Annotated in this window: 17 protein-coding genes; 9 read left to right on the top strand and 8 right to left on the bottom strand. The window is 58.6% G+C overall.

Going from position 1 to position 22827, the window contains the following annotated elements; translation table 11 throughout:
* Positions 1-2: 2 nt before the first annotated feature.
* Positions 3-2042: an AIPR family protein gene (locus tag ACK83U_RS13990; protein ID WP_412474640.1), complete on the bottom strand. Its 2040-nt coding sequence runs from the start codon at positions 2040-2042 to the stop codon at positions 3-5.
* Between the two features lie 323 nt (positions 2043-2365).
* On the opposite strand from ACK83U_RS13990, the gene ACK83U_RS13985 reads away from it, so the two are divergent.
* Together ACK83U_RS13985 and ACK83U_RS13980 are read left to right on the top strand one after the other, a co-directional pair.
* Positions 2366-7372, top strand: a complete 5007-nt coding sequence (locus ACK83U_RS13985; protein ID WP_412474639.1) for an AAA domain-containing protein — start codon at positions 2366-2368, stop codon at positions 7370-7372.
* Positions 7372-8796 carry a hypothetical protein gene (locus ACK83U_RS13980; protein ID WP_412474638.1) on the top strand — a complete coding sequence of 475 codons (1425 nt, stop codon included), beginning with the start codon at positions 7372-7374 and terminating at the stop codon, positions 8794-8796. The genes ACK83U_RS13985 and ACK83U_RS13980 overlap by 1 nt, the downstream gene beginning before the upstream one ends.
* Before the next feature lie 512 nt (positions 8797-9308).
* On the opposite strand, the gene ACK83U_RS13975 is transcribed toward ACK83U_RS13980, so the two are convergent.
* On the bottom strand, positions 9309-10469 hold the full coding sequence (locus ACK83U_RS13975) for a M20 aminoacylase family protein (RefSeq protein ID WP_112607737.1): 1161 nt from the start codon (positions 10467-10469) through the stop codon (positions 9309-9311).
* Between the two features lie 195 nt (positions 10470-10664).
* Between ACK83U_RS13975 and ACK83U_RS13970 the strand changes: the two genes are divergently transcribed.
* Both ACK83U_RS13970 and ACK83U_RS13965 read left to right on the top strand, forming a co-directional pair.
* On the top strand, positions 10665-11831 hold the full coding sequence (locus ACK83U_RS13970; protein ID WP_112336419.1) for a D-alanyl-D-alanine carboxypeptidase family protein: 1167 nt from the start codon (positions 10665-10667) through the stop codon (positions 11829-11831).
* Between the two features lie 15 nt (positions 11832-11846).
* On the top strand, positions 11847-13043 hold the full coding sequence (locus tag ACK83U_RS13965; RefSeq protein WP_112607735.1) for a CobW family GTP-binding protein: 1197 nt from the start codon (positions 11847-11849) through the stop codon (positions 13041-13043).
* Positions 13044-13321: 278 nt separating this feature from the next.
* Here ACK83U_RS13965 and ACK83U_RS13960 read toward each other — a convergent pair whose 3' ends face one another.
* The 5 genes from ACK83U_RS13960 to ACK83U_RS13940 form a co-directional block, all read right to left on the bottom strand.
* Positions 13322-13555 carry a sulfurtransferase TusA family protein gene (locus tag ACK83U_RS13960; protein ID WP_112607733.1) on the bottom strand — a complete coding sequence of 78 codons (234 nt, stop codon included), beginning with the start codon at positions 13553-13555 and terminating at the stop codon, positions 13322-13324.
* The gene (locus tag ACK83U_RS13955; protein ID WP_112607955.1) at positions 13548-14861 is read right to left on the bottom strand and encodes a L,D-transpeptidase family protein; all 1314 of its coding nucleotides are present in this window, start codon (positions 14859-14861) and stop codon (positions 13548-13550) included. Before ACK83U_RS13955 ends, ACK83U_RS13960 begins: the two co-directional genes overlap by 8 nt.
* 230 nt (positions 14862-15091) lie before the next feature.
* Positions 15092-16045 (bottom strand): acetyl-CoA carboxylase carboxyltransferase subunit alpha, encoded by a 954-nt coding sequence (locus tag ACK83U_RS13950; protein ID WP_112336422.1) that lies wholly within the window; start codon positions 16043-16045, stop codon positions 15092-15094.
* Between the two features lie 63 nt (positions 16046-16108).
* Positions 16109-17023, bottom strand: coding sequence for a site-specific tyrosine recombinase XerD (locus ACK83U_RS13945; protein ID WP_412474853.1), 915 nt, complete (start codon positions 17021-17023; stop codon positions 16109-16111).
* Positions 17024-17093: 70 nt separating this feature from the next.
* Positions 17094-17261 carry a hypothetical protein gene (locus ACK83U_RS13940; protein ID WP_015341347.1) on the bottom strand — a complete coding sequence of 56 codons (168 nt, stop codon included), beginning with the start codon at positions 17259-17261 and terminating at the stop codon, positions 17094-17096.
* Between the two features lie 161 nt (positions 17262-17422).
* Between ACK83U_RS13940 and ACK83U_RS13935 the strand changes: the two genes are divergently transcribed.
* From ACK83U_RS13935 to ACK83U_RS13925, 3 genes are read left to right on the top strand one after another with little or no spacing between them, the layout of a single operon-like run.
* The gene (locus tag ACK83U_RS13935; protein ID WP_112336424.1) at positions 17423-18016 is read left to right on the top strand and encodes a shikimate kinase; all 594 of its coding nucleotides are present in this window, start codon (positions 17423-17425) and stop codon (positions 18014-18016) included.
* Positions 18013-19143: a 3-dehydroquinate synthase gene (gene aroB, locus ACK83U_RS13930; RefSeq protein ID WP_112607729.1), complete on the top strand. Its 1131-nt coding sequence runs from the start codon at positions 18013-18015 to the stop codon at positions 19141-19143. The genes ACK83U_RS13935 and aroB overlap by 4 nt, the downstream gene beginning before the upstream one ends.
* Positions 19143-20453 carry an HlyC/CorC family transporter gene (locus ACK83U_RS13925; RefSeq protein ID WP_015341344.1) on the top strand — a complete coding sequence of 437 codons (1311 nt, stop codon included), beginning with the start codon at positions 19143-19145 and terminating at the stop codon, positions 20451-20453. The genes aroB and ACK83U_RS13925 overlap by 1 nt, the downstream gene beginning before the upstream one ends.
* 18 nt (positions 20454-20471) lie before the next feature.
* Here ACK83U_RS13925 and ACK83U_RS13920 read toward each other — a convergent pair whose 3' ends face one another.
* Complete coding sequence (locus ACK83U_RS13920) at positions 20472-20759, bottom strand: BolA family protein (RefSeq protein ID WP_015341343.1); 288 nt, start codon at positions 20757-20759, stop codon at positions 20472-20474.
* Between the two features lie 107 nt (positions 20760-20866).
* Here ACK83U_RS13920 and ACK83U_RS13915 point away from each other — a divergent pair, with 107 nt between their 5' ends.
* Positions 20867-21487 (top strand): J domain-containing protein, encoded by a 621-nt coding sequence (locus ACK83U_RS13915; RefSeq protein ID WP_015341342.1) that lies wholly within the window; start codon positions 20867-20869, stop codon positions 21485-21487.
* A gap of 308 nt (positions 21488-21795) precedes the next feature.
* The gene (cobS, locus tag ACK83U_RS13910; RefSeq protein ID WP_015341341.1) at positions 21796-22785 is read left to right on the top strand and encodes a cobaltochelatase subunit CobS; all 990 of its coding nucleotides are present in this window, start codon (positions 21796-21798) and stop codon (positions 22783-22785) included.
* The last annotated feature ends 42 nt before the right edge of the window (positions 22786-22827 follow it).

The raw sequence follows: 22827 nt of genomic DNA, 5'->3' as shown, positions 1-22827 counted from the left end.
TATTACGGCAGAACGCCCTCCGCCCTTGCCGCTTGAAGGACTCGAACACCTCGAGCAGCTTGCTTCAATGACGGTTGCTTGACCCAGCCGTTCATTGCGTAGCCACTCAGGGTATGGGCGACTTTTTGATCATAGTCGTCGACGTCTTTAGACGCGGCCGCCCAGGCCATAACCTTCGTCCAGGCAACAGCATCGATGCCCATGCATTCTCGTATGGTGGCCTGCTCATCATCCTCCGGCGGTTCAACAGTGCCTCGCGCGACCGTGGAGGCCTTCGAACGGAACTCGGCGGGCAGCGTTTCGGGAATAGGAAGATGAAGGCCGCTCAGCTCAGCCCAACAGTCTTCCTTCTTGCACCATTCGGTAACATTTCGACTGCCGGCCGTGCTCACAATCTCCGAGTGAACAAGCGGAGCCCAGGAGGCGAGCATAGCTTCCATCTCAGCCGAAACTCGCTGTTCTTCCCAAAGAACGCCAAGGTCGAGGGATTCGCCATGCTGGGCGGCGAGAATTGCAACCATATACGTGACCACATTCGCACCGTAGGAAGGAAGGCGCGCACGCCTAACAACCGTCTGTGCGGCCTTGTACAACAGGGCCTTAGCAACGGTTTCGCGGAAGAAGGTCTTATCGAGCTCTCCCTCCTCTCCGATTTTTTCCCTGACGCCAAACATGAACGCGGAATAATTTTTCTGTGCGCCGCGACTCACGATGTCTGGGTGGCCCCACCAGGTCATGAGGTACTTCGCGATTTCAGTTTTCCCGAAATGCTGACTTTTCGGAAATGTTTTATCGAACTCCCGCCTTCTGGCCGGCGTCGATCCGCTCCGGTTTCGCGCCATCTGATAGGAGCCGCGGGCTCGTTCATAAAACCACCGGCTCTCTTCTCCAGGAGGCCAGACCGACTCTGACAAGGCTTCGAACTGCTGGTGGAAGCGGTCGCTTGCCGAAAGGTCTGCAACCTGAATTGGATTCTGGGTGTTTGCGAACCTAGCAATCAGGGGAACAAACTCTTCTAGGTTTTCCGGGGGCACCAAGGTCAATTTCATAGACACGGCAATGTCGTCGAGTGGAGTCTTGTCGACCTTCAACGCTCGGTGAATCGACGCCGTCGTCTGGGCGCCGTTGACGATCTGAAGGCCTTTCAGGCTATTGATGACCGTTTCGCCATGCCAAGTTGACACAACTATCTCATCAGCGGTTGCAGTAAGCCCATTGTTGTAGGCTAAGAAACGGCTTGGCTCATCCTTAATGGTCTTTTGAATGCCCCGGTTCACTGCCCCCTTTGCCTGCAGGAACGACCGGACGTTGAACTCGAACAATTTAGCGCCATAGAGGTCAAAAAGGTCGAAAATGGCTTTTCCCGGTAAGATGACAAGATACGTCTCGTAGTCCGCAGGTCGAGGGCGCATTTCCAAGCAAGCTAAAGGTCGTCCCAGAAGTTTGGTAAAATCCACTTCGATTCTGTCACGGGTAATGTCCTCGCCTGCTGCCCTATAAAGGCGCTCTATATCCCAAACCTCGGTGGCGACTGGGCGGCCGAATATAGTTATCTCATCGACAGCCCGATCGCGCACCCTCGCATCGGTAAGAACGTGGACCCGCACTTCCTGAATACGCGAGAGTTGTGATCTGATGGTTTCCGCAGCTTCGAGCACCGGCTGGAAGCTGCTGAAGCGAGCATGGTCGCCCTTTGCGGCGTACTCAAAAAAGCGGGCGGCCCAACCTGACAGCCGCGCTATATCTTTTCGTGCAAGGACGGGGTCGACGCTCCTGCCCTGGCTGGTGAAGAGTTCAAGCCTCGATGAATCTTCCGGAAGAGAATAGCCGATTATCCGGCACGGCCGATGTCCAGCCTGATCCTGATGGGGGCACAGATCGTGCTCGCTTATGGCTCCCGATTCCTCAAGGTATCCAAGAACGACCTCGGTAAGCGCGACCTCATCCCGTAAGGGTAAGTTCTCGGAAAGCTCCAAGAGTTTGTCCTCGGCGTCATCGCGTAGAGATCTTCCAAATTCAATCAGTAACTGCTCTTCCAGCACTTGCTAACCTTCGACGGGTATGAGAAATCGACTTGAAGCAATCGCCAAAATTGCAGGTGCTTGAAAATAAAGCAACTGTGCTGCTTGCTCCAGCGTGTAGCCCGCGGATGTTACCAGCAAGATCGATAGTCCATCATAGACGGGCTACGGCCGGCAGGACCTCACCGAACCGCGCTGCCTGTAAACCCCACTGTTATATCGGCTGCCTCCTCCTAGCGCTCATGCTCAACGAGCAGAAAGCAGTAATAGGTGACAGGTTTTCTTTTGCTCCCATAGCGCGAATCCTTTAGTTGATTACGTCATAAATCGGGGGATTGCTCTTCATGGAAATCAGGAATTGCGGCGACGGTGTGCATCCGCGCGAAGTGGCAGGGGTTGAGCGGTTCAAGGCTGAGCTTCCTCACGGTTGGTATGCATTCACTAATCTCGACTTGGTGCTCGGGGCCGGCAAGGCCCGCGAAATCGACATGATCCTGGTCACAGAACACCGAATATTTCTGATCGATATCAAGGACTGGCATGGGAAAATCGAAGAGCGCGGCGGTCGCTGGATCCAAAATGGAAAGGACAAAGACAGCTCACCTGTCCAGAAGATCAATGGCATCGCTCGCGACATCACGAACCGGTTGATGGCGGAATTAAAGAAGCGACCAGAAACGAAGACTCAGCCGACGCCTCTGATCATCGGCCTTGTTGTATTGACAGCGAAACCAGACATAAGTTCGCTTGGGGGGCTCGAGGCTTCGAAGGTGCTCTACATTGACGAGTTCATCAAGGCGTCGCGATCAGAGGCGAAGTTGAAGGAGCGCTTCGGCGAGGCCTATTATCTTTCGAAGCCCCTTACGGACCCTTTTTGGAAGGACAAACTAAGTCGGTTTTTCAACACCGGCACCAACTCGCCGTTCAAAGGCGGGCGAAAGCGTTTTCAGCGTTTTCTCGCCGAAGAGCATGAGGCGTACGTTCACCCAAGTGAGATCTATCGAGAGTTCAACGCCGAGGAGGAAGGCAACAAGGCGAGCCTAGGCGTCGTGCGTATGTGGGACTTTGCGAAGGCGCCAGACGGGCGATTCCAAACGAAAGAGGGCAGGCTCGAGATCGCCGGGCGGGAGCAGCAGGTTTACCATTGGCTTCGAGACCGTAACGGGCAAATTGAGCGTTCGCTCGTCGCTCCGCGAGCCGACGATCCTGATAGAGGACCGGACTACTGGGAGGTTTACGACCGGCAGCGACGCACCAAACGATTGGGCGATTTCGTAGCGAGCGAAATACCCCGGCTTCTTCTGAGCGAGCGCATTGAACTTGCACGACAGCTTCTCCGTGCGGTCTCGGGCATGCATGAACAAAACAGTTCCCACCTGGACCTCGGCTCGCACAGTATCTGGCTTGAACTTCCTACTTCTGTTCGCCTTTCGCATCTCATGTCCGCCCGCTTCCCCGAAGGCAAGTCGCTTGGGTCCTCGAGATATCAATTCCTTTCAAGCTCCGCTGTGCCCGAAGACATTTTTGACATGGATCAGGGCCCCAAGAGGAGAGATGTCTACCTCCTTGGTCTCGCTGTTCACCGGCTAATATTTGGCATGGCTGCCAGTGGCGAGCCCGCAGAGTGGCGATCCGACATAGATGCGGAGGGAAAGGTCTCCGTGTTACACCCGTGGTTCGCATCAGCTCTCGCTCTCGACCCCTTAGATCGCTTCGAAGATGCCACCCAGGCACTCGCGACTTTCAATAGGCTTACTGCTTCGAAGCCAAGTTCGACGGCGTCTCTTGCGCGCCTGGAAACGTACCGAGGTCTCATCAAGTCTCAAAGGGAGTTCTTTAGGGCCTATCCTGAAGAGGGAGAACTCCTGTCTGAGAGTGGTCGGTTGGACGCTTGGCGCACGACGACCGATGCCGGACAGGCGGTTGCAAAGCTTTGGAAGCAGCCAGCCTGGGGCGACATTTCGCGAGAATGTGGATCGGTCGAAGCCTTCCTTCGACGCGCACGTGCGCTACAAGCAGATAGCCTCCCAGGACTCGCCACGGTTCGGGAAGCGCTTTGGCTCGGCGACGCCGTCGGTATTGTCCAAGACTGGGTGGATGGGCGCAGTCTGAACGAAGAGCTTGCTGATGTCGCCGAAGCATGGCCGGCAGAGAAAGCCCTTACGCTTGTTCAACGCATTTTGCGAAATGCGCAGACGCTCCACGACCGAGGTTTCGCGCATGGCGATCTAAAGCCAGCCAACATCGTGCTAAGTCACGGCGCCGAACCGGTCTTGATCGACGCGCTAGATTACTCCCCCTCAGTCGACGGCGAGATGGTCACGTCCGAATATGCCCCTGAGATTGGAACAGCATATGAGCGTGACCGCTTTGCGCTCACTAAAATTACCGAAGAAGTCCTGAGTAAGTCTGATATTGCACCTCAACTCGCGGCTGATATTGCCAATGCGATAGAGGAGATCCGCGAAAAAGCGCCCACCTTGTCGACACTCGCTCCGCTTGCTGAGAGCGTTGAGCGGGCAATAGCGACGTTAATGACCCCCAGTCCCGGCGAACTAGAGCGGCAGACCATTTCCATATCATGCGTGGGCGCGAAGCTTGGTGAGCTCGAACCTGACGAAGGCTATTTTTTCCTTCGATTTCACCGCGATCGAGCCGGCCGGCTGATCTTTGCCATACGAGGAGCCGCAGAGGAATTGTCTTTCAGGTTGGACATTGATGGGCGCCCAGTCATAGGGCGCCGTTCAGAACTTGAGCAAGGTTTCATTGCAAGGATTTCAAAGTTCGAGTTCCACATGATCGAAGACGGCTTGGTCGTTACCGATGATCGGACGAACGATTTCTCCCATATCGAGGCACTGCTCGCAGACGCCGATATTGCGGCGCGACTAGAAGGGGAGCTCGCCGGGCAGGGGCCCGCAAATTCTCCGGCAGAGGTAGCGGCGGAGAATGGCGAGCTGCCACCCCAGGGTGACGAGGCTGAGGACGGGCTTGCCGAAGAAATCGGCGGTGAGGCAAGCGATGAAGAGCTTCCGATCGACGTACCCACGCTTTGGAAAGCGTTGATGGACGCCGAGCAGGAGCTAACGACAGAGGGCGCCGCCACTCTCGACAGCGTCTACAACCGGACGACAAACAGACATGCCGTAGCCATTCGTCTCGATGCCGGCGATTTTGAATTTTCTCGAGAGGACAAGGTTGCTGTCGAGCGCCTGGACCGAAAGGGCAACTGGCGCCGCATCGGCCGGCTCGATCTTGATCGGTCCAAGCCTGATTACGCCGTGATACTTGCAGACGAGGCGTCGTCATTTCACGATGGAAGATTGGTTGAGGACGGCCAGCGGCTTCGCTTTCTGAGTCACTTCGAGGTTCAAAGTTACAAGCGAAGATCGAGCGCAGTAGAGCGGGTGCTCGAGGGCCTCGCGCGAGCGCCAAACCTTGTGTCTGTTTTCGACACCCGTACAGGCATACTGCCAACGGAGACGTCGATCGACATTTCTGACGAAGACCTCAACCTCTATGGATTTAACGACGACCAGCTCGCAGCCTTTCGAAAAGTCGTCTCGATGCGTCCGATTGGGTTGCTCCAGGGGCCACCCGGAACCGGAAAAACAAGGTTCATTGCGGCGCTTACCCATTTTGCGCTGACAAGAGGCCTTGCGCAGAATGTTCTCTTGTCAAGTCAGTCTCACGAGGCTGTAAACACTGCTGCAGAGGCGGTCCTAAAGCTTTTCAGGAGTACCGGAGTTCAGCCCGATTTGCTTCGGATCGGCATGAGCGACGGCCAAGTTTCGGAACCTCTTCGACCTTATCACACCGCACATGTCGAGCAAGGATACAAGGATCGCTTCAGCGCGATGTTCGCTGAGCGGATGGGAATAGCGGGCGCGTCGCTTGGGCTGCCACGAGAGCTCGTCGCGGAGGTGGTCGTGCTCGAAAGCCAAGTACATCCCCTCATCCAGGGTCTCGCGGACATTCTCGACAATGATGAGGGAGATACTCAACGTATTAATAGCTTGATTGAGACATTGCGGCAGCAACTCCTCGCGCTCGACCTTGAGATCGAATTTCCTAGCAGCAACGGAACAGGGCTGGAGTGGCGAAATCTTACGGGCCGACTTGCTTTGGCGCTCTCGCGGAGGGCCACGAAGCTTTATGGCGTCGGCCCGGACAAGGTGGAAAATCTCCGCACCGTGGCGGGCATTGCGAGAGATTTCATCGGAAGTGTATCCCGCGTAAATCGCAGCTTCGATACCTTCCTAGCTGGAACCCGTCAGATTGTGGCCGGCACCTGTGTTGGCCTTGGACGAAGCTCATTAGGTCTCACAACTACGCCCTTCGATTTAGTCATCGTTGATGAAGCGGCGCGCTGTACCGCGGGCGAACTGCTTGTCCCGCTGCAGGCGGCAAGGTGGGCAGTTCTTGTCGGGGATCAAGCTCAACTCGAACCCCAGCACGACGTAGACGTCGTTACCATGGTCTCGAACCGCACGGCGATCCAGAGGGCCGAGATTAAGCGAAGTGACTTCGAGCGCGTGTTCAACTCGGCCTATGGAAGGGCTGCCGGTGCCAAGCTTCAGATGCAGTACCGCATGCTGCCGCCCATCGGTCAGCTAGTATCCGAGACGTTTTATGGAGATCTCAAACTCTCTGCAGGCCGAACGGCGCCGGAAATCCCACCTGACGTGCTGCCGCGCACCCTGGCTTCCCCATTGACATGGATTTCAACAGACGCTCTCGGGAACCACGGTTTCGAGAAGTCGGCGGCTAGCAGCAAGCAGAACCGGGCAGAGGCTGATGCGATCGTCGCCTCAGTCGAAGATTGGTTGAACCATGAATCCTTCCGGGAGTGGCTTACGACGCAGACTACTTACCCGATCGGTATCGGCATCATCTGCATGTATGCTGCACAGCGCGACCTTGTCGAAGCCAAGCTTAGACAGTCCTTGGCCGCTCAGTTCCTAGACCGCCACATCAGAGTTGGTACGGTCGACAGCTACCAGGGCAAGGAAAACCCCATCGTGGTCGTATCGCTGGTTCGAAATAATCTTGACGGCCGCGAGAACGCGGCCGGTCGAAGGACTATTCGAGATGGCTTTCTCAAGATCCCGAACCGGATAAACGTCGCGGCAAGCCGAGCTATGGATAGGCTGGTTTTCGTCGGAGCGTATCGAAATTGGCATGCCGAGGGACCAATGGGGCGTCTTGTCGCAAGCTTTGCTGACCAGCTTAGCGCAGGGGAGGCGCGAACGCTTGATGCGGAAGAAATCATCGAAATGTCCAAGAGGCCAGCCGAAGTCTCGCAGCAAGCATCAGAGCAAAAGCCGAAAGCTGGTAGGAGGATGAACTGATGAGCTCAGAAAAGCGATCGACGTTGACGCTGCCTCCACGTGATCAGAGAGTTTCAGAACTAGCAACGACCGAAATACGCGTCGAGATTGGGACCATCGACGTTTTGCTTCCATGCCGCACTTTTGACATCGCATACAAGGTCGCCGAGCTTGGGGTTGTTAGCCCCACTCTCGAGTTCTTGCTAAGACTGGTGAAAGTCGTGCCGGGCCTTGAAGAGGCAGAGATCGCGCAGTTCTTTGGTTTCAGTCTGAACGATTTGAGCTACGTGCTTAATGAGGCGACTGAACCCGGTTACATTGAGCGACGTAATGGACGCGTGTGGTTGAGACCGTCAGGAGAAGAGCTGTTTCGCGGGGACAGTGACGAACCAAAAATATTCTCCGTACAGGAGCGTCGTCGGGTGGTCGGGTTCGATCTTATGTCCGTCGCACCTCAGACGCAACGTAAGCTGGATAATGTCGAAATGGCGCTGCCCGAATTAGCACTCCGAGATGGTGCCGGCCGCGCCAGCGAAAAGGTCCGCGACAGGTTCAGGCTATTCTTCCGTCAGATAACTGAAAGATCTGACAGATCCCGTAGCGACGAAGTTGACTTATATTCGATCGATCGAATTACTCCCCATGCGCGATTTCGAATGCCTGTGCGGATTCGGCTACATTCCACCCTTGAAGATCCAAACTCAGCGGATATTGATCTCTCGTCCTGGCGAGATGCTCATGAAGTTGCTGATCGCAGAGAGGTAGAAAGCGCAGCCGCAATTTTCGCCAAGACATGCGAAACCACAACTGCGGCCTCTGAGGCGCCGTCGGCCTACGATCTTCTTGTCGAATTCGCACCGGATTTCCTCAGGGAGTACACGACACGTAATGGCCTGTCGGTGCGCCGGTATTGGCGAGAGGCGGCAACGCGTGCCGGCGAAGCTCGCGTCGACCGCAAGACGATTCCGATCGTTGGTGCACTTCATCTCCGGGAGAATGCAGAACGTTTGCTCGCTATGCTCGACTACGGCATGCGAGAGAATCCGTCCGATCAGAAACAAATTGTGGTGGTTGCGCCGCAGGTCGAACATTGGGGCGCAACGTTGGAAAACCGCGAACTGCTCGAGGTTTTGAAGACACGGCTCAAGGACGCCGGCGGTGACGAACCGCGTTCCGTATGCATGGCAGCAGGAAGGCCACCGTATTACATTCGACGGACCTTCGACGAGCTGGCATGTGCCGACAATCCACCCTATCCGAGGGCCGTTGAGATACTACTCATTCCTGGGACGATGTGTGCAGTGGTAGTACATTCGCCTATAGGTGATGCGGCAGGATATCCTGTTCCGCTCGGGTTTGGGTCGTTCGATCAGAAGGTCGTTCAGGTGGTGACCGACCATGTTGAGGAACGCGAATTGAAATATGCTAAGCAGGATGCAACTTAGAAAGAGAGTGAACGGACGCGGCCCACCTTGGTTGGAGCCGCGGAATGCGTCCCCGGCAGCGCTATGGCTTGCAGTCGGCTGCAATATGGTCCTGAAGAGACATAGCGAGCGCCAGCGTGGCGAACCTGTGTACCGAAATCTCGTCCCTTAGCTCGTCTTCGGAAAGAACGGCTGGAGGTGAACGGTGCTTCATCGGGGACGTAGCCCATAACCTCATTTCTTCGACTTGCGCAGACAACGCACAGCCGTAGTCAAGCGGGCGTCTATACCGATTGCTTAGCCTTGAGTGGTGCCATTCCCACACGGTAAGTGGCTGAACACGCTACGTTAAAATGTTATCGGTAACAAAGCTGGTATTAAAAGCGCTCTATCCTGCTGAGCTACGAGACCACTCGGCATGATCCATACAAAAGCAAAGGCCGGAAGCCAAGCCCTTTTGCGTTGCGGAGACAATCTGTCTTGAGCGTGCGCCCCGTGCGGCTTGGAGGCTGCGCGGGGCACTTGTGGAAGCCTCAGGCGTTGAGGCGCTGTTCGGCGAGGCGCACCCAATAGGAGATGCCGTGGGCGATGGCTTCGTCGTTGAAGTCGTAGGCCGGGTTGTGCAGGCCGGCGCTGTCGCCGTTGCCGACGAATATGAAGGCGCCGGGGCGGGCGAGCAGCATGTAGGAGAAATCCTCGCCGCCCATCATCGGGTCTATATTCGGGATGACATTGCCCGCGCCGGCGATTTCCTCGGCCACTGCAATCGCATGATCGGTCTCGTCGGCATGGTTGAAGGTGACGGGGTAGTTGCGATGGAACTCGATCTCGGCTTCGGCGCCGTGGCTCGTCGCGATGCCTGTCACGATCTGCTTGAAGCGCTGCTCGGCAAGGTCGCGCATCTCGGGGTCGAGCGTGCGGACCGTGCCGGCGAAGCTCGCATCGTTGGGAATGACGTTATGCGCATTGCCGGCATTGAACGTGGTGACGGAAACCACCACCGATTTCAGCGGGTTGGCGCTGCGCGAAGCGATGAGCTGCAGGTTGGAGACGATCTGCGCGCCGATGGCGATCGGGTCGATCGTCTTGTGCGGCATGGCGGCGTGGCCGCCGACCCCTTTGATGGATACGGTGAATTCATCCGTCGCCGCCATGATCGCGCCCTTGCGGATGGCGAAGTGGCCGACCGGCAGGCCCGGCATATTGTGCATGCCATAGACTTCGGCGATCTGGAAACGCTCCATCATGCCGTCCTTGACCATGGCGTCGCCGCCGGCACCGCCTTCTTCGGCCGGCTGGAAGATGACGGCGATGTTGCCGTTGAAATTGCGGTTCTCGGCGAGGTATTTCGCCGCGCCCAGCAGCATGGCGGTGTGGCCATCATGGCCGCAGGCATGCATCTTGCCAGGCGTTTGGGAGGCATAGGGCTTGCCGGTGATTTCGGTGAGCGGCAGGGCATCCATGTCGGCGCGCAGGCCGATCGTGCGCCCTTCGCCCTTGCCGCGGATCAGCCCGACGACGCCGGTGCGGCCGATACCGGTCACCACCTCGTCGACCCCGAAGGCGCGCAGCTTCTCGGCTACGAAGGCGGCCGTATTCTCAACGGCATAGAGGAGTTCGGGATGCGCATGGATATGGCGGCGCCACTCGGTTACTTCGCCCTGGAGTTCTGCGGCTCTGTTCAAGATCGGCATATGCTGATTTTCCTGCTGCTCAATATCGATTCTGGTTCAACCTGCGGGTCCTTGGCACAGCCTTGGCGGGCTTATCGCGGCCCTTGCGGCGTGCCATCGGGAAATAAAGTCGTCAATCGCCTTTGCCTTCTCCTAGCCATATAGGTTAAATAGGCGAAGCTTTCGAGAAAATTCCGGACTTCTGAAGGATAGATCGTGCCGACGAAGCAGAATCGTTTGTATGCCGCCCTGCGGCTCGTTCCTATGGCCGCAGCAGCATCCATGCTTTTCCTGTCGACCGCGCAAACGGCCGGAGCCAATCCGCATATTCTCGTCGATGTCAGCACGGGGCGCGTTCTCGATCAGCAGGAGGCGTTTCGCCGCTGGTATCCCGCCTCGCTCACCAAGCTGATGACGACCTATGTGACCTTCCGAGCCATCCAGTCCGGTCAGATCAAACTTGATACGCCTGTCGTCATGTCGAAGCTGTCAGCCGCACAGCCGCCGGCGAAGATGTACTTCAAGCCCGGGCAGAAGATGACGCTCGACAATGCCTTGAAGATGATGTTGGTCAAATCGGCAAACGATCTTGCCATGGCGGTTGCCGAAACGGTCGGCGGCTCGCAGCAGGGCTTCGTGGCTCGGATGAATGCGGAAGCTGCGCGCCTCGGCATGCGCGACTCGCATTTTATCAATCCGAACGGTCTTCCCGGCAAGGGGCAATATACGACGGCGCGTGATCTTGCCATTCTTAGCGTGGCGCTGCGCCGCGAATTTCCGCAATATGCCGGCTATTTCTCGCTCGAGGGCTTCACCAACGGTGTGAAGCAGGTGCCGAACATCAATATGCTCATCGGCCGCTTCGACGGCGCCGATGGCATGAAGACTGGTTTCATCTGCGCGGCCGGCTTCAACCAGATCGCCTCGGCAACCCGCAACGGCCGCACGCTGATCTCGGTCGTTCTCGGCACCGACAGCCTGGCGGCGCGCGCCGACGATTCCGCCAATCTCCTGGAAAAGGGCTTCCAGAACCAGCTGTCCACCCGCGATACGCTGGCGACCCTTAGGCCAGATACGCCGGTCACGGCCGATGTCGCCGATGTCACGGCCGACATCTGCAGCACCAAGGGCGCGCAGGCGCGCAGCGAAACTCGCGATCCCTTCGGCCGCACCAAGGTACAGTCGCCCTATATCCACGAAATGGATCATGAGCCCAATTTCGTCTATGCCGGCCTGATCGGCGGCCAGGACATCGCGACGGCCGCCAAGGGCGACAAGGATGATGTTACGGCTAGAGGCGACAAGGCGACCAGGGACAATAAGATCGCCATCTCCGGCGGCGCGTCCAATGTGCCGGTCCCGATGCCGCGGCCCACTTTCTAATATCGGACAGGAATCATGAGCGTTTCGCAGCAAAGAGTGCCGGTTGCCATCCTGACCGGTTTTCTCGGTGCGGGTAAATCGACCCTGCTCAACCGCATCCTCAAGGACGAGGACATGCGCGACGCGGCCGTCATCATCAATGAGTTCGGCGATGTCGGCATCGATCATCTGCTGGTGGAAAGCTCCGGCGATTCCATCATCGAGCTTTCCGATGGCTGCCTTTGCTGCACGGTGCGCGGCGAGCTGGTGGATACGCTGGCGAACCTGATGGACGCGATGCAGACCGGGCGTATCCGGCCGCTGAAGCGGGTGGTCATCGAAACGACCGGCCTTGCCGATCCCGCTCCGGTCATGCAGTCGATCATGGGCAATCCGATCATCGCCAACAATTTCGATCTCGATGGCGTCATCACCGTCGTCGATGCAGTCAACGGGCTGCAGACGCTCGACAATCACGAAGAGGCGCGCAAGCAGGTGGCAGTTGCAGACCGCCTGATCGTGTCCAAGACTGGGATTGCCGGCGCCGCCCCGGAAGCGCAGCTGGAGAGCCGGCTGAGGGCGCTCAATCCGCGCGCGCAGATCCTGAATGCCGACAGCGCCGAGGCGGGACGCGCCGCCATTCTGGTTAACGGCCTCTACGACCCGGCTTCGAAGATCGCCGATGTCGGCCGCTGGCTGCAGGATGAGCTTGAGGCGGACAACGATCATCACCATCACCATGATGACCACGACCATGACCATGACCATGATCATGACCACCATCATGGTCATCATCACCATCATGGGCACCACCACGGTCATCGGCATCAGCACGCTCATGACGTCACCCGCCATGACGGGTCGATCCGCTCCTTCTCGATCGTCGAGACTCAACCTATCGATCCGATGGCGCTCGAAATGTTCATCGATCTCCTTCGTTCGGCGCATGGCGAGAAGCTCTTGCGCATGAAGGCGATCGTTGCAGTATCGGACCGGCCGGAGCGTCCCGTCGTGCTGCATGGCGTGCAGAATATCTTCCACGCGCCGGCGCGCCTGCCGGCCTGGCCCGATCCCGAAGACCGGCGCACGCGCATGGTCATCATTACCAAAGATCTGCCCGAGGATTTCGTGAAGGGCCTGTTCGACGCCTTCCTCAGCAAGCCGCGCGTCGATACGCCCGACAGGGCGGCGCTGGAGGACAATCCGCTGGCCGTGCCGGGGATGAAGTTTTAGTTTCAGCCTTCGATATCTGGCAACTCGCCTCGCTCTGGAAGCTCCTTCTCCCCGCTGGGGAGAAGGTGGCCCGAAGGGCCGGATGAGGGGGCTTTCCGATTTGAATTCATGGACTTTCGTGCTCGTGGCGGATACCCCCCCATCCGCCTGACGGCACCTTCTCCCTGCTGGGGAGAAGCGGTGTGCGGCAGCGTGCCTGCCTCATGTGCAATTGCCTTCATGGTGAGGCGGGAGCGTAGCAACCCTCGAACCACGACGATGGCCCCGGTCGCAGATGGTCATCCCTTGCGGATCACGAAGCGATGGCCGCTTTCCGTCTTCTCGCTTGTGAGAAGCGTGTGGCCTTTCTCGTTGCAGAGATGCGGGATGTCGATGACGGCAAGCGGATCCGTGGTTTCCACGGTCAAGGTCGTGCCGCTTGCCATGGCGCGCAGGCGCTTTTCCGTCTTGATCGCCGGATAGGGGCATTTCAGGCCGCGCAGATCGTAGATCTCGGTATCCGGGCTACTCACTCTTCGCCCAGAACTTCCAGAAAGGCGGCTTCTTGGCCTCGGTCTGCGCGGTCTCGACGGCCGGGTTCGGTGCGTAGGCGAGCGCATTGAGGCCGGGGTTCATCGGGTTTGCCGCGGGGATCGGCACGTTCGCGGGAACATTGGCCGCAACGACCGGGCCGGCTGCGGGCTGCTGCGCGGTCGTCAACGGGGCGCCTGCCGCAGGGCTTGCTGCCGCCACGCGAATACTCGCCGTCGTCGGGTTGCCCGTCGGGCTGGCAACGGTGCCGCCGCGCGCGATTTGTTGTGCCGACTGGTTGGACATCATCGATTCGAGGTCGGCAACCTTCATCATCTTGCCGGCGGCAAGGGCGGTACCTGTGGGAGCATAGGCGAGATCATGGCCCTTGCGCTGCTTGGCGACGACGGCCTTGCGCTCTGCCTCGGTCGGATCGTACCAGGCCATGCCGTCGAACTTCTTGGAGGCCATGGCATAGTCAGCCTGGTACTGCTTGTCATAGGTCGCAAGCGCCATCTGCAGAGCAGGCGGCGTGGTCATGACCGGGCATTTGCCGCCGGCGTTGAAGGGGCCGCTGGCCTGCTGGTTGAAGACGTATTTCTTCTCGCAGACCTCGACCTCGGGCGGGCGCTTGGTGACTTCGAAATTGTCGTAGCCGACCTTCAGCATCTTCCAGAATTCGATATTGGGGCTGAGGCGGTGCTTCCACATGTTTTCCGCCGTCATGCGGAAGGGGAAGGCTTCGAGCTGAACGGCCTTCTGGCCACCCTTGAAGGCGTCGCGCGCGAAGGCATAGATTTCCAGTACCTGCTGGTCGGTCATCGAATAGCAGCCGGACGACGAGCAGGCGCCATGGATCATCAAATTGTTGCCAGTGCGGCCATTGGCGGCATCGTAGCGGTTCGGAAAGCCGGTGTTGATCGCGAGGTAGTATTTCGAATTCGGGTTCAGGTTGGCCGGCGTCAGCATATAGAAGCCTTCCGGTGCCTGCCGGTCGCCTTCCTTCACCTTCGGGCCGAGACGGCCGGACCAGGCGCAGATCTTGTAATCCGCGATGACTTCGAAACGGTTGCTTTGGTTCGCCTTCAGGATCTCCATCACGCCTTCTTCCTTGAAGATGCGGATCATGATCGGCGAGTTGCGGTCCATGCCCTTCTTGGCCATGTCGGCGAGGATATGGCTCGGAAGCGGTTGTTCGACCTTGTTCTTCACCTTCGAGAGGTCGATCGACGCGGTGTCCAGCGCGTCGTTGCAGCCGGCGAGCGCCAGTGCCATCAGGGAAACATAGGCAAGGTGACGAATGCGCATTCTGACTTGGTCCATAAATGCGAAGAGTGGCAGCTCGATCTGTTTCGCCACTCCCCTCGAAGCATGAAACGGAATCATAGACGGCTTATACTTGAAAATTCCTTACCAGCCTATGACGTGCCCGCAGCGCGTCGGCAAGCTTTTCTTTGCCATAATAGCTTCGATAACGGAAATGTGGCCAAGGTTTGGCCTCATTTCCGTTTTTCGCGATCACTTTTTCTGAAAACAGCTTAGAGATTGCGGCCGATGTTGAGGAATTTCTGGCGGCGGTCGTTGCGCAATTGTTCACCTGAACGGCTGGAAAGCTCTGCAAGCGCGTTCGCAATCGTTTCGCCGGCCGCGCTTATCACCGCGTTCGGATCGCGATGCGCGCCGCCGACAGGCTCGGAGATGATGCCGTCGATCACGCCGAGACTTTTCAGATCATCGGCAGTTATCTTCATATTGGTGGCGGCTTCCTTCGCGCGCGTTGAATCGCGCCATAAGATCGAGGCCGCACCTTCGGGCGAAATCACGCTGTAGATCGAATGTTCGAGCATATAGACGCGGTTGCCGACGGCAATCGCAATGGCGCCGCCCGAACCGCCTTCACCGATCACGATGGAGACGATCGGCACCTTCACGCCGAGACACATCTCGGTCGAGCGGGCAATCGCTTCGGCTTGGCCGCGTTCTTCCGCCCCGACGCCCGGATAAGCGCCGGCCGTGTCGACCAGGGTGATGACGGGCAACTGGAAGCGGTCGGCCATTTCGAGGATACGGATCGCCTTGCGGTAGCCTTCGGGCCGGGCGCTGCCGAAATTATGCTTCAGGCGGCTCTTGGTGTCGTTGCCTTTTTCCTGGCCGATGAGGGCGACGGGCTGACCGCGGAAGCGGGCAAAGCCGGCCTGGATGGCGGCATCCTCGGAAAATTGACGATCGCCGGCAAGCGGCGTGAATTCCGTAAACAGCGTACTGGCATAGTCGACGAAATGCGGGCGCTGCGGGTGGCGGGCGACCTGCGTCTTCTGCCAGGCGTTAAGCTTGGAATAGATGTCGACCATCGCCTCGCGGACGCGGCTTTCAAGCCGCCCGACTTCCTCGGACGTATCGATGCTTTCGTCTTCGCTCGCCAGTTTCTTGAGCTCGTGAATCTTGCCTTCGAGATCCGAGATGGGTTTTTCGAAGTCCAGATAATTGTGCATGAGGTGCGTTTCCGATCCTTTTGCCCGTGACGAGAGATGGCGGCTTGAGCCTGTATGCCGGTCCTAATCCTGTTTTTTTGCCTGTTTGGCAAGGGGGTGATGCGTTTGGACCAGCTGATGAAGGCGTTCTTCCAGCACATGTGTGTAGATTTGTGTCGTCGAAATGTCCGAATGACCGAGAAGTTCCTGCACCACGCGCAGGTCTGCGCCGTTGGCGAGAAGATGGCTCGCGAAGGCATGGCGCATCACATGCGGCGAAATCATCGAAGGCGTCAGGCCGGCCCGGATGGCAAGATCCTTGAGATCACGCGCAAAGACCTGCCGCGGCAGATACCCCTGCCTGGACGCGGCGGGGAAAAGCCAGGGGCTTTCCGGCAGCGGCTGCTTGGCGTTGGCTGAAATGGCGGCCTGTAGGCGCCCATAGGCCTTCAGGGCCGAAATGGCCGTCTGCGATAGCGGCACCAGCCGCTCCTTGTTGCCTTTGCCGCGGATCATCAGGAAGCGTCCTTCCTGATCCAAGACTTTCGCCGGCAGGGAGACGAGCTCGCTGACGCGCATGCCGGTGGCGTAAAGCATTTCCAGAAGCACCAGCATGCGCAGGCGCTGCAGCTGATCGGGCCCTTCGACCGCCGCTTCCCGCTCCGCCTGGCTCAGAAGCTTCGTCACCTCATCGACGCCCATCGTCTTCGGAAGGGCCCGGCCTTTCTTCGGCGCATCGAGAATTCCGGTGGGATCGTCCGTGCGCAGACCTTCGGCATAGAGGAACTTGTAGAACTGCCGCATGGCGGAGAGGCGACGTGCCTGGGAGGATGGCTTGAAGCCCTGGCTCGACAGGCTGGAAAGATAGGCGGCCAGATCACCGGGGCTTGCCTCCGTCAAGCGGACGCCCTGCCCGGAAAGAAAGGAATGGAGATCGTCGAGATCGCGCTCGTAGGATTGCAGCGTGTTGACGGCAGCACCCCGCTCGGCGCTCATCATCTCCAGAAAGGCTTCCAGATGCACTCGCCCCAGATCTCTCTTGCCCGCTCTATATTCTCAGCTGGCGCGCTCATGGTTTTAGCGCGCCTGTCGTCGGTGGATTGAGGCGCTCGGGGGCAATGCGGATCGTCACATCGCGTGGCTGGGGATCGACGAAGAGCACGAGAGCCCACATCGCTCCATATATCGATCCGGCGATGACCGCGCAGATGACAAGGAAGCGAAACAGGGTGGGCATTCGAAGACTCTCCTTCGCCATTCAGTGGCGCGGCGATGCGCTATAATTATATTCCTTCAAGAGTTAGCCGAAGGATATTGCAGACATGTTTACGGCAGCGGCGTCTTGACGCTACCGGCGCATTTGACGATACCGTTTCCAAAGAAATTGTGAATGGGCCAATGAGTGAACAAGTCCTGACCCTTGCCGAGAGCTTGAGAGACAAGGCGCGCGCAGCGTTGGGTCAGCGCAATCTTGTCTTCGTGGGATTGATGGGAGCAGGAAAATCCTCGATCGGCCGGCCCGTTGCGCAGCAGCTCGGCCTACCCTTCGTCGATACGGATGCCGAAATCGAGCGCGTGTCGCGCATGACGATCGCCGAACTGTTCGCCGCTTACGGCGAACAAGAGTTCCGGGCGCTGGAGACGCGCGTCATCAAGCGGCTCCTCAAGGGCGGCCCGCGTGTCGTCTCAACGGGCGGCGGCGCGTTCATCAACGAAAGCACGCGGCTGCATGTCAAGCGCGGCAGCCTTTCGGTCTGGCTGAAGGCCGATCTCGACGTGCTGTGGGAGCGGGTAAACAAGCGCGATACGCGCCCTCTGCTCAAGACCGAAAATCCGAAACAGACCCTCGAGAACCTGATGAATGCGCGCTATCCGATCTATGCGGAAGCCGATATCACGGTTCTCTCCCGCGACGTAAACAAGGATATCATGGTCAGGGAAGTCCTTGCCGCCATCGCCGAGGGAAAGAAAACAGAAAGCAAAATGCCATGAATGCGATGACACCGGCTTCCGCAGAGCGTCTTGTGCGCGTGCCTCTCGGTGAACGTGCCTATGACATCCTGATCGGTCCCGGCCTGATCGCGCGTGCGGGCCAAGAGATCGTCGCGCGGCTGAAAGGCCGCAAGGCCGCCATCATCACCGATGAAAATGTGGCGCCGCTCTATCTCGGGGCGTTGGTCGCCAGCCTGGAAGCTGCGGGCATCCAGGCTTCCAGCCTCGTCTTGCCGGCCGGCGAGAAGACCAAGAGTTTCGAGCACCTGATCACCGTTTGCGATGCGGTGCTGACTGCGCGTGTGGAGCGCAATGATGCGGTGATCGCGCTTGGCGGTGGCGTCATCGGCGATCTCTCGGGCTTTGCCGCCGGCATCGTGCGCCGCGGCGTCCGTTTCGTTCAAGTGCCGACATCGCTGCTGTCGCAGGTGGATTCGTCCGTCGGCGGCAAGACCGGTATCAACACTCATCACGGCAAGAACCTCGTCGGCGTCTTCCACCAGCCCGACCTCGTGCTGGCCGATACCGATGTGCTGAATACGCTAAGCGAACGTGAATTCCGCGCCGGCTATGCCGAAGTCGCCAAATACGGCCTGATCGACAAGCCGGATTTCTTTGACTGGCTCGAGGCCAATTGGAGAGAAGTCTTTGCCGGCGGGGCGGCCCGCATTGAGGCTATCGCTGCAAGTTGCCAGGCGAAATCCGATGTCGTCGTTGCCGACGAGCGTGAAAACGGGGCGCGTGCCTTGCTCAATCTCGGCCACACCTTCGGCCATGCGCTCGAAGCGGCAACCGCCTATGACAGCCGCCGGCTGGTGCATGGCGAGGGTGTTGCGATCGGCATGGTGCTGGCGCATGAATTTTCTGCGCGCCTCAATCTGGCAAGCCCGGATGATGCCAAGCGTGTCGAGACGCATCTGAAGGCCGTAGGCCTGCCGACGCGGATGGGCGATATTCCGGGCGAGCTGCCGCCGGCCGAAGTGCTGATGGATGCGATCGCGCAGGACAAGAAGGTCAAGAGCGGCAAGCTTACCTTCATCCTCACGCATGGTATCGGCCAGTCCTTCGTTGCCGACGATGTGCCGTCTTCCGAAGTCCTGAGTTTCCTGAAGGAAAAACATCGCTGATGACCGTCGAGGGCACGCTGGCTGTATTGCTCGAATATTGGCCCGAGATCATCTCGATCATCGTGCTCGTGTTGGTGTCGGCGTTTTTTTCAGGTTCGGAGACGGCACTTACCGCCGTCTCGCGCACCCGCATTCACACGCTGGAGGCTAACGGCGATGAAAGCGCCGGTATCGTGCGCCATCTCATCGAGCGTCGGGATCGGCTGATCGGCACCTTACTCATCGGCAACAATCTCGCGAATATCTTGGCGTCTTCGCTGGCGACCAGCGTTTTCCTCGGTCTGTTCGGCAATTCGGGGGTGGCGCTGGCAACGGCAGCCATGACCGTCATTCTCGTCATCTTCGCTGAAGTCCTGCCGAAGAGCTGGGCGATTTCGACTCCGGATCGCTTTGCGCTCAATGTGGCAGCGCCGGTGCGGCTGTTTGTCGCGATCGTCGGCCCGGTATCGAGTTTCGTCAACGCCATCGTGCGCTGGATCCTTGGGCTGTTCGGCATCAACCTCTCCAAGGAGGTGTCGATGCTGTCGGCGCACGAGGAGCTGCGCGGTGCTGTCGATCTGCTCCACCGCGAGGGTTCGGTCGTCAAAGCCGACCGCGATCGCCTCGGCGGCGTGCTCGATCTCGGCGAGCTGGAACTGTCCGACATCATGGTGCACCGCACGGCGATGCGAGCCATCAATGCCGATGACCCGCCCGAGGTGGTGGTACGCGCGATCCTCGACAGCCCCTATACGCGCATGCCGCTCTGGCGCGGCACCATCGACAACATCATCGGCGTCGTGCATGCCAAGGACCTGCTGCGGGCGCTGGCGGAACGCAATGTCGAGCCGGAAAATCTCGATATCGTCAAGATCGCGCAAAAGCCCTGGTTCGTGCCCGACAGCACCAATCTCGAAGACCAGCTGAACGCCTTCCTGCGCCGCAAGCAGCATTTCGCCGTCGTCGTCGACGAATATGGCGAGGTGCAGGGCATCGTCACCCTGGAAGACATTCTGGAGGAGATCGTCGGCGATATCGCCGATGAGCACGACCTCGATATCCAGGGCGTGCGGCAGGAGGCCGACGGCTCAATCGTCGTTGATGGCGTCGTACCGATTCGCGACCTGAACCGCGCGCTCGACTGGCACTTGCCCGACGAGGAGGCGACGACGATTGCGGGTCTCGTCATCCACGAATCGATGACCATCCCGGAAGAGCGCCAAGCCTTCACCTTTTATGGCAAACGCTTCATCGTCATGAAGCGGGAAAAGAACCGCATCACCAAGCTGCGCATCCGCCCTGCCGAAACGGAAGAGGCAAAGCCGGAGTAGTTCCGGGTTGCAGCCAACCTACCAACGGACCGCCTCGCCGGGGGCCGCAGGCTCCACGGCCAGCGCGTGCAGGCCAGCGTCCAGTTCCGGCTTCAAAAGCTCGTTGATCGCCCTGTGGCGCGCAAGGCGCGGCATGCCCGAGAACTTGGCGGAAACGATTCGAATTCTTATATGGGTTTCGCCGGTTCCGGTCATGTCAGGCTGATGGCCCGCATGAAGGTGGCTTTCATTGATGACGGCAAGGCGCTCGGGCGCGAAGGCGTCGGTGAGCTTCCGCTCAATGCGGGATTGCAGTGTCGTTTCCATATTCCCGCGTCGACCTCGCTTGCGAAAAAAGGCTCCCACAAAGCCTATAACATTCCTGTTTGTCAATTCTTGTTGTGGGGTATCCAAGGCCCCATAATTAGGACGCCATGAGACTTGATTCAAAATATTTCGATCGCATTCGCACCCGCCGCAAGCGCGCGCAGGAACCCGAACAGGGTCCGCCGACGTGCCAGTGGGACGGCTGCGACAAACACGGCACGCATCGCGCCCCTGTCGGGCGCAATGCGGAAGGGCAGTTCTTTTTGTTCTGCTTCGAGCACGTCAAGGAATACAACAAGGGCTACAATTATTTCTCCGGCCTCTCGGATGGCGAGATTGCGCGTTATCAGAAGGAAGCCATCACCGGCCACCGTCCGACCTGGACGGTCGGTGTCAACAAGGCTGCCAAGAACAGTCCGCTTCAATCGGATATCCGCTCCGGCTCCTATTCCCGCGTTCGCGACCCATTCGGCTTCGTTAGGGAAGGCGAGGGCCAAGGTCGGGGACCGCGTTTCCCGCAGCAGCGTAAGCTGAAAACGCTGGAGGCGAAGGCCTTCGACACGATGGGCCTCGACGCCAATGCCGCGGCCCCGGAAATCAAGCGCCGCTACAAGGAATTGGTGAAAATGCACCATCCCGATGCCAATGGCGGCGATCGCGGCTCGGAAGAGCGTTTTCGTGCGGTCATTCAAGCCTATCAATTATTGAAACAGAACGGTTTTTGTTAATTCCCGTCCTTGCTCTCCGCCTTCAATCAGGTATGGTCCAAATCGGCTGAAGCTGCGGGCAACCGCGGTAGGGTGCGCATTTGGCTGGCTGCACCTCGGTCAACTTTCCGGACGCGGCGTTTCTTGTCCGGGGACTCTGTTCAAGGATGCTCGCAAGCGATCATATATCGCGCCGAGATTTTGCTTTAGTCCCGGAGAAGTATCGCCGCTGTTCAGACCGAACGGATGCGGGCAACAAGCTGCGGCGTTTCGGAAAAATCGGCTGAGTTTGATATGGCAGGGTGAGAGCCACCCGCCCTGGAGACATGATGAGCAAGATTGACCTTGATATTTCCGAGATCCCCGATACCACCGTTTCGGTCCGTGAAGTCTTCGGCATTGATTCCGACATCCGCGTTCCGGCCTACAGCCAGGGTGGCGCCTACGTACCCGATCTGGATACGGACTACCTCTTCGACCGCGAGACCACGCTCGCCATTCTCGCGGGCTTTGCTCATAACCGCCGCGTGATGATCTCGGGCTATCACGGTACCGGCAAGTCCTCCCACATCGAGCAGGTCGCTGCGCGCCTCAACTGGCCGTGCGTGCGTATCAACCTCGACAGCCATGTCAGCCGTATCGACCTCGTCGGCAAGGATGCCATCGTCGTCAAGGATGGCCTGCAGGTCACCGAATTCAAGGACGGCATCCTGCCTTGGGCCTATCAGCACAATGTCGCGCTCGTCTTCGACGAATATGATGCCGGCCGGCCCGACGTGATGTTCGTCATTCAGCGCGTGCTGGAATCGTCGGGACGCCTGACGCTGCTCGACCAGAGCCGCGTCATCCGTCCTCACCCGGCCTTCCGCCTGTTCGCAACGGCCAACACCATCGGTCTCGGCGACACGACTGGCCTCTATCACGGCACGCAGCAGATCAACCAGGCGCAGATGGACCGCTGGTCGATCGTGACGACGCTGAACTACCTGCCGCACAACAACGAAGTCGATATCGTGCTGGCAAAGGTGAAGTCCTTCCGCAACGACAAGGGCCGCGACACCGTCTCCAAGATGGTTCGCGTTGCCGACCTGACGCGTGCGGCTTTCATGAACGGCGATCTGTCGACCGTCATGAGCCCGCGTACCGTCATCACCTGGGCCGAAAATGCGGAAATCTTCGGCGACGTCGCCTTTGCCTTCCGCGTCACCTTCCTCAACAAGTGTGACGAGCTGGAGCGGCCGCTGGTCGCCGAGCACTATCAGCGCGCCTTCGGTGTCGAGCTGAAGGAAAGTGCCGCCAACATCGTGCTCGAAGCCTAGAACATTTCCGCTTTTCTTCGAATCGCGAAAACGTTCTATCTT

The organism is Rhizobium sp. WW22, assembly GCF_047041135.1.
In the GTDB taxonomy this organism is placed as follows: Bacteria; Pseudomonadota; Alphaproteobacteria; order Rhizobiales; family Rhizobiaceae; genus Rhizobium.
This window is presented reverse-complemented; position numbering and strand designations above follow the sequence as displayed.

Excerpts from the sequence above, each read along its gene's own strand:
- ACK83U_RS13950 (WP_112336422.1), bottom strand. The coding sequence starts at position 16,045 with ATGCACAATTATCTGGACTTCGAAAAACCCATCTCGGATCTCGAAGGC.
- ACK83U_RS13975 (WP_112607737.1), bottom strand. The coding sequence starts at position 10,469 with ATGCCGATCTTGAACAGAGCCGCAGAACTCCAGGGCGAAGTAACCGAG.
- cobS (WP_015341341.1), top strand. The coding sequence starts at position 21,796 with ATGAGCAAGATTGACCTTGATATTTCCGAGATCCCCGATACCACCGTT.
- ACK83U_RS13940 (WP_015341347.1), bottom strand. The coding sequence starts at position 17,261 with ATGCCCACCCTGTTTCGCTTCCTTGTCATCTGCGCGGTCATCGCCGGA.
- ACK83U_RS13945 (WP_412474853.1), bottom strand. The coding sequence starts at position 17,023 with ATGATGAGCGCCGAGCGGGGTGCTGCCGTCAACACGCTGCAATCCTAC.
- ACK83U_RS13935 (WP_112336424.1), top strand. The coding sequence starts at position 17,423 with ATGAGTGAACAAGTCCTGACCCTTGCCGAGAGCTTGAGAGACAAGGCG.
- ACK83U_RS13915 (WP_015341342.1), top strand. The coding sequence starts at position 20,867 with ATGAGACTTGATTCAAAATATTTCGATCGCATTCGCACCCGCCGCAAG.
- ACK83U_RS13965 (WP_112607735.1), top strand. The coding sequence starts at position 11,847 with ATGAGCGTTTCGCAGCAAAGAGTGCCGGTTGCCATCCTGACCGGTTTT.
- ACK83U_RS13925 (WP_015341344.1), top strand. The coding sequence starts at position 19,143 with ATGACCGTCGAGGGCACGCTGGCTGTATTGCTCGAATATTGGCCCGAG.
- aroB (WP_112607729.1), top strand. The coding sequence starts at position 18,013 with ATGAATGCGATGACACCGGCTTCCGCAGAGCGTCTTGTGCGCGTGCCT.
- ACK83U_RS13955 (WP_112607955.1), bottom strand. The coding sequence starts at position 14,861 with ATGCGCATTCGTCACCTTGCCTATGTTTCCCTGATGGCACTGGCGCTC.
- ACK83U_RS13985 (WP_412474639.1), top strand. The coding sequence starts at position 2,366 with ATGGAAATCAGGAATTGCGGCGACGGTGTGCATCCGCGCGAAGTGGCA.
- ACK83U_RS13980 (WP_412474638.1), top strand. The coding sequence starts at position 7,372 with ATGAGCTCAGAAAAGCGATCGACGTTGACGCTGCCTCCACGTGATCAG.
- ACK83U_RS13920 (WP_015341343.1), bottom strand. The coding sequence starts at position 20,759 with ATGGAAACGACACTGCAATCCCGCATTGAGCGGAAGCTCACCGACGCC.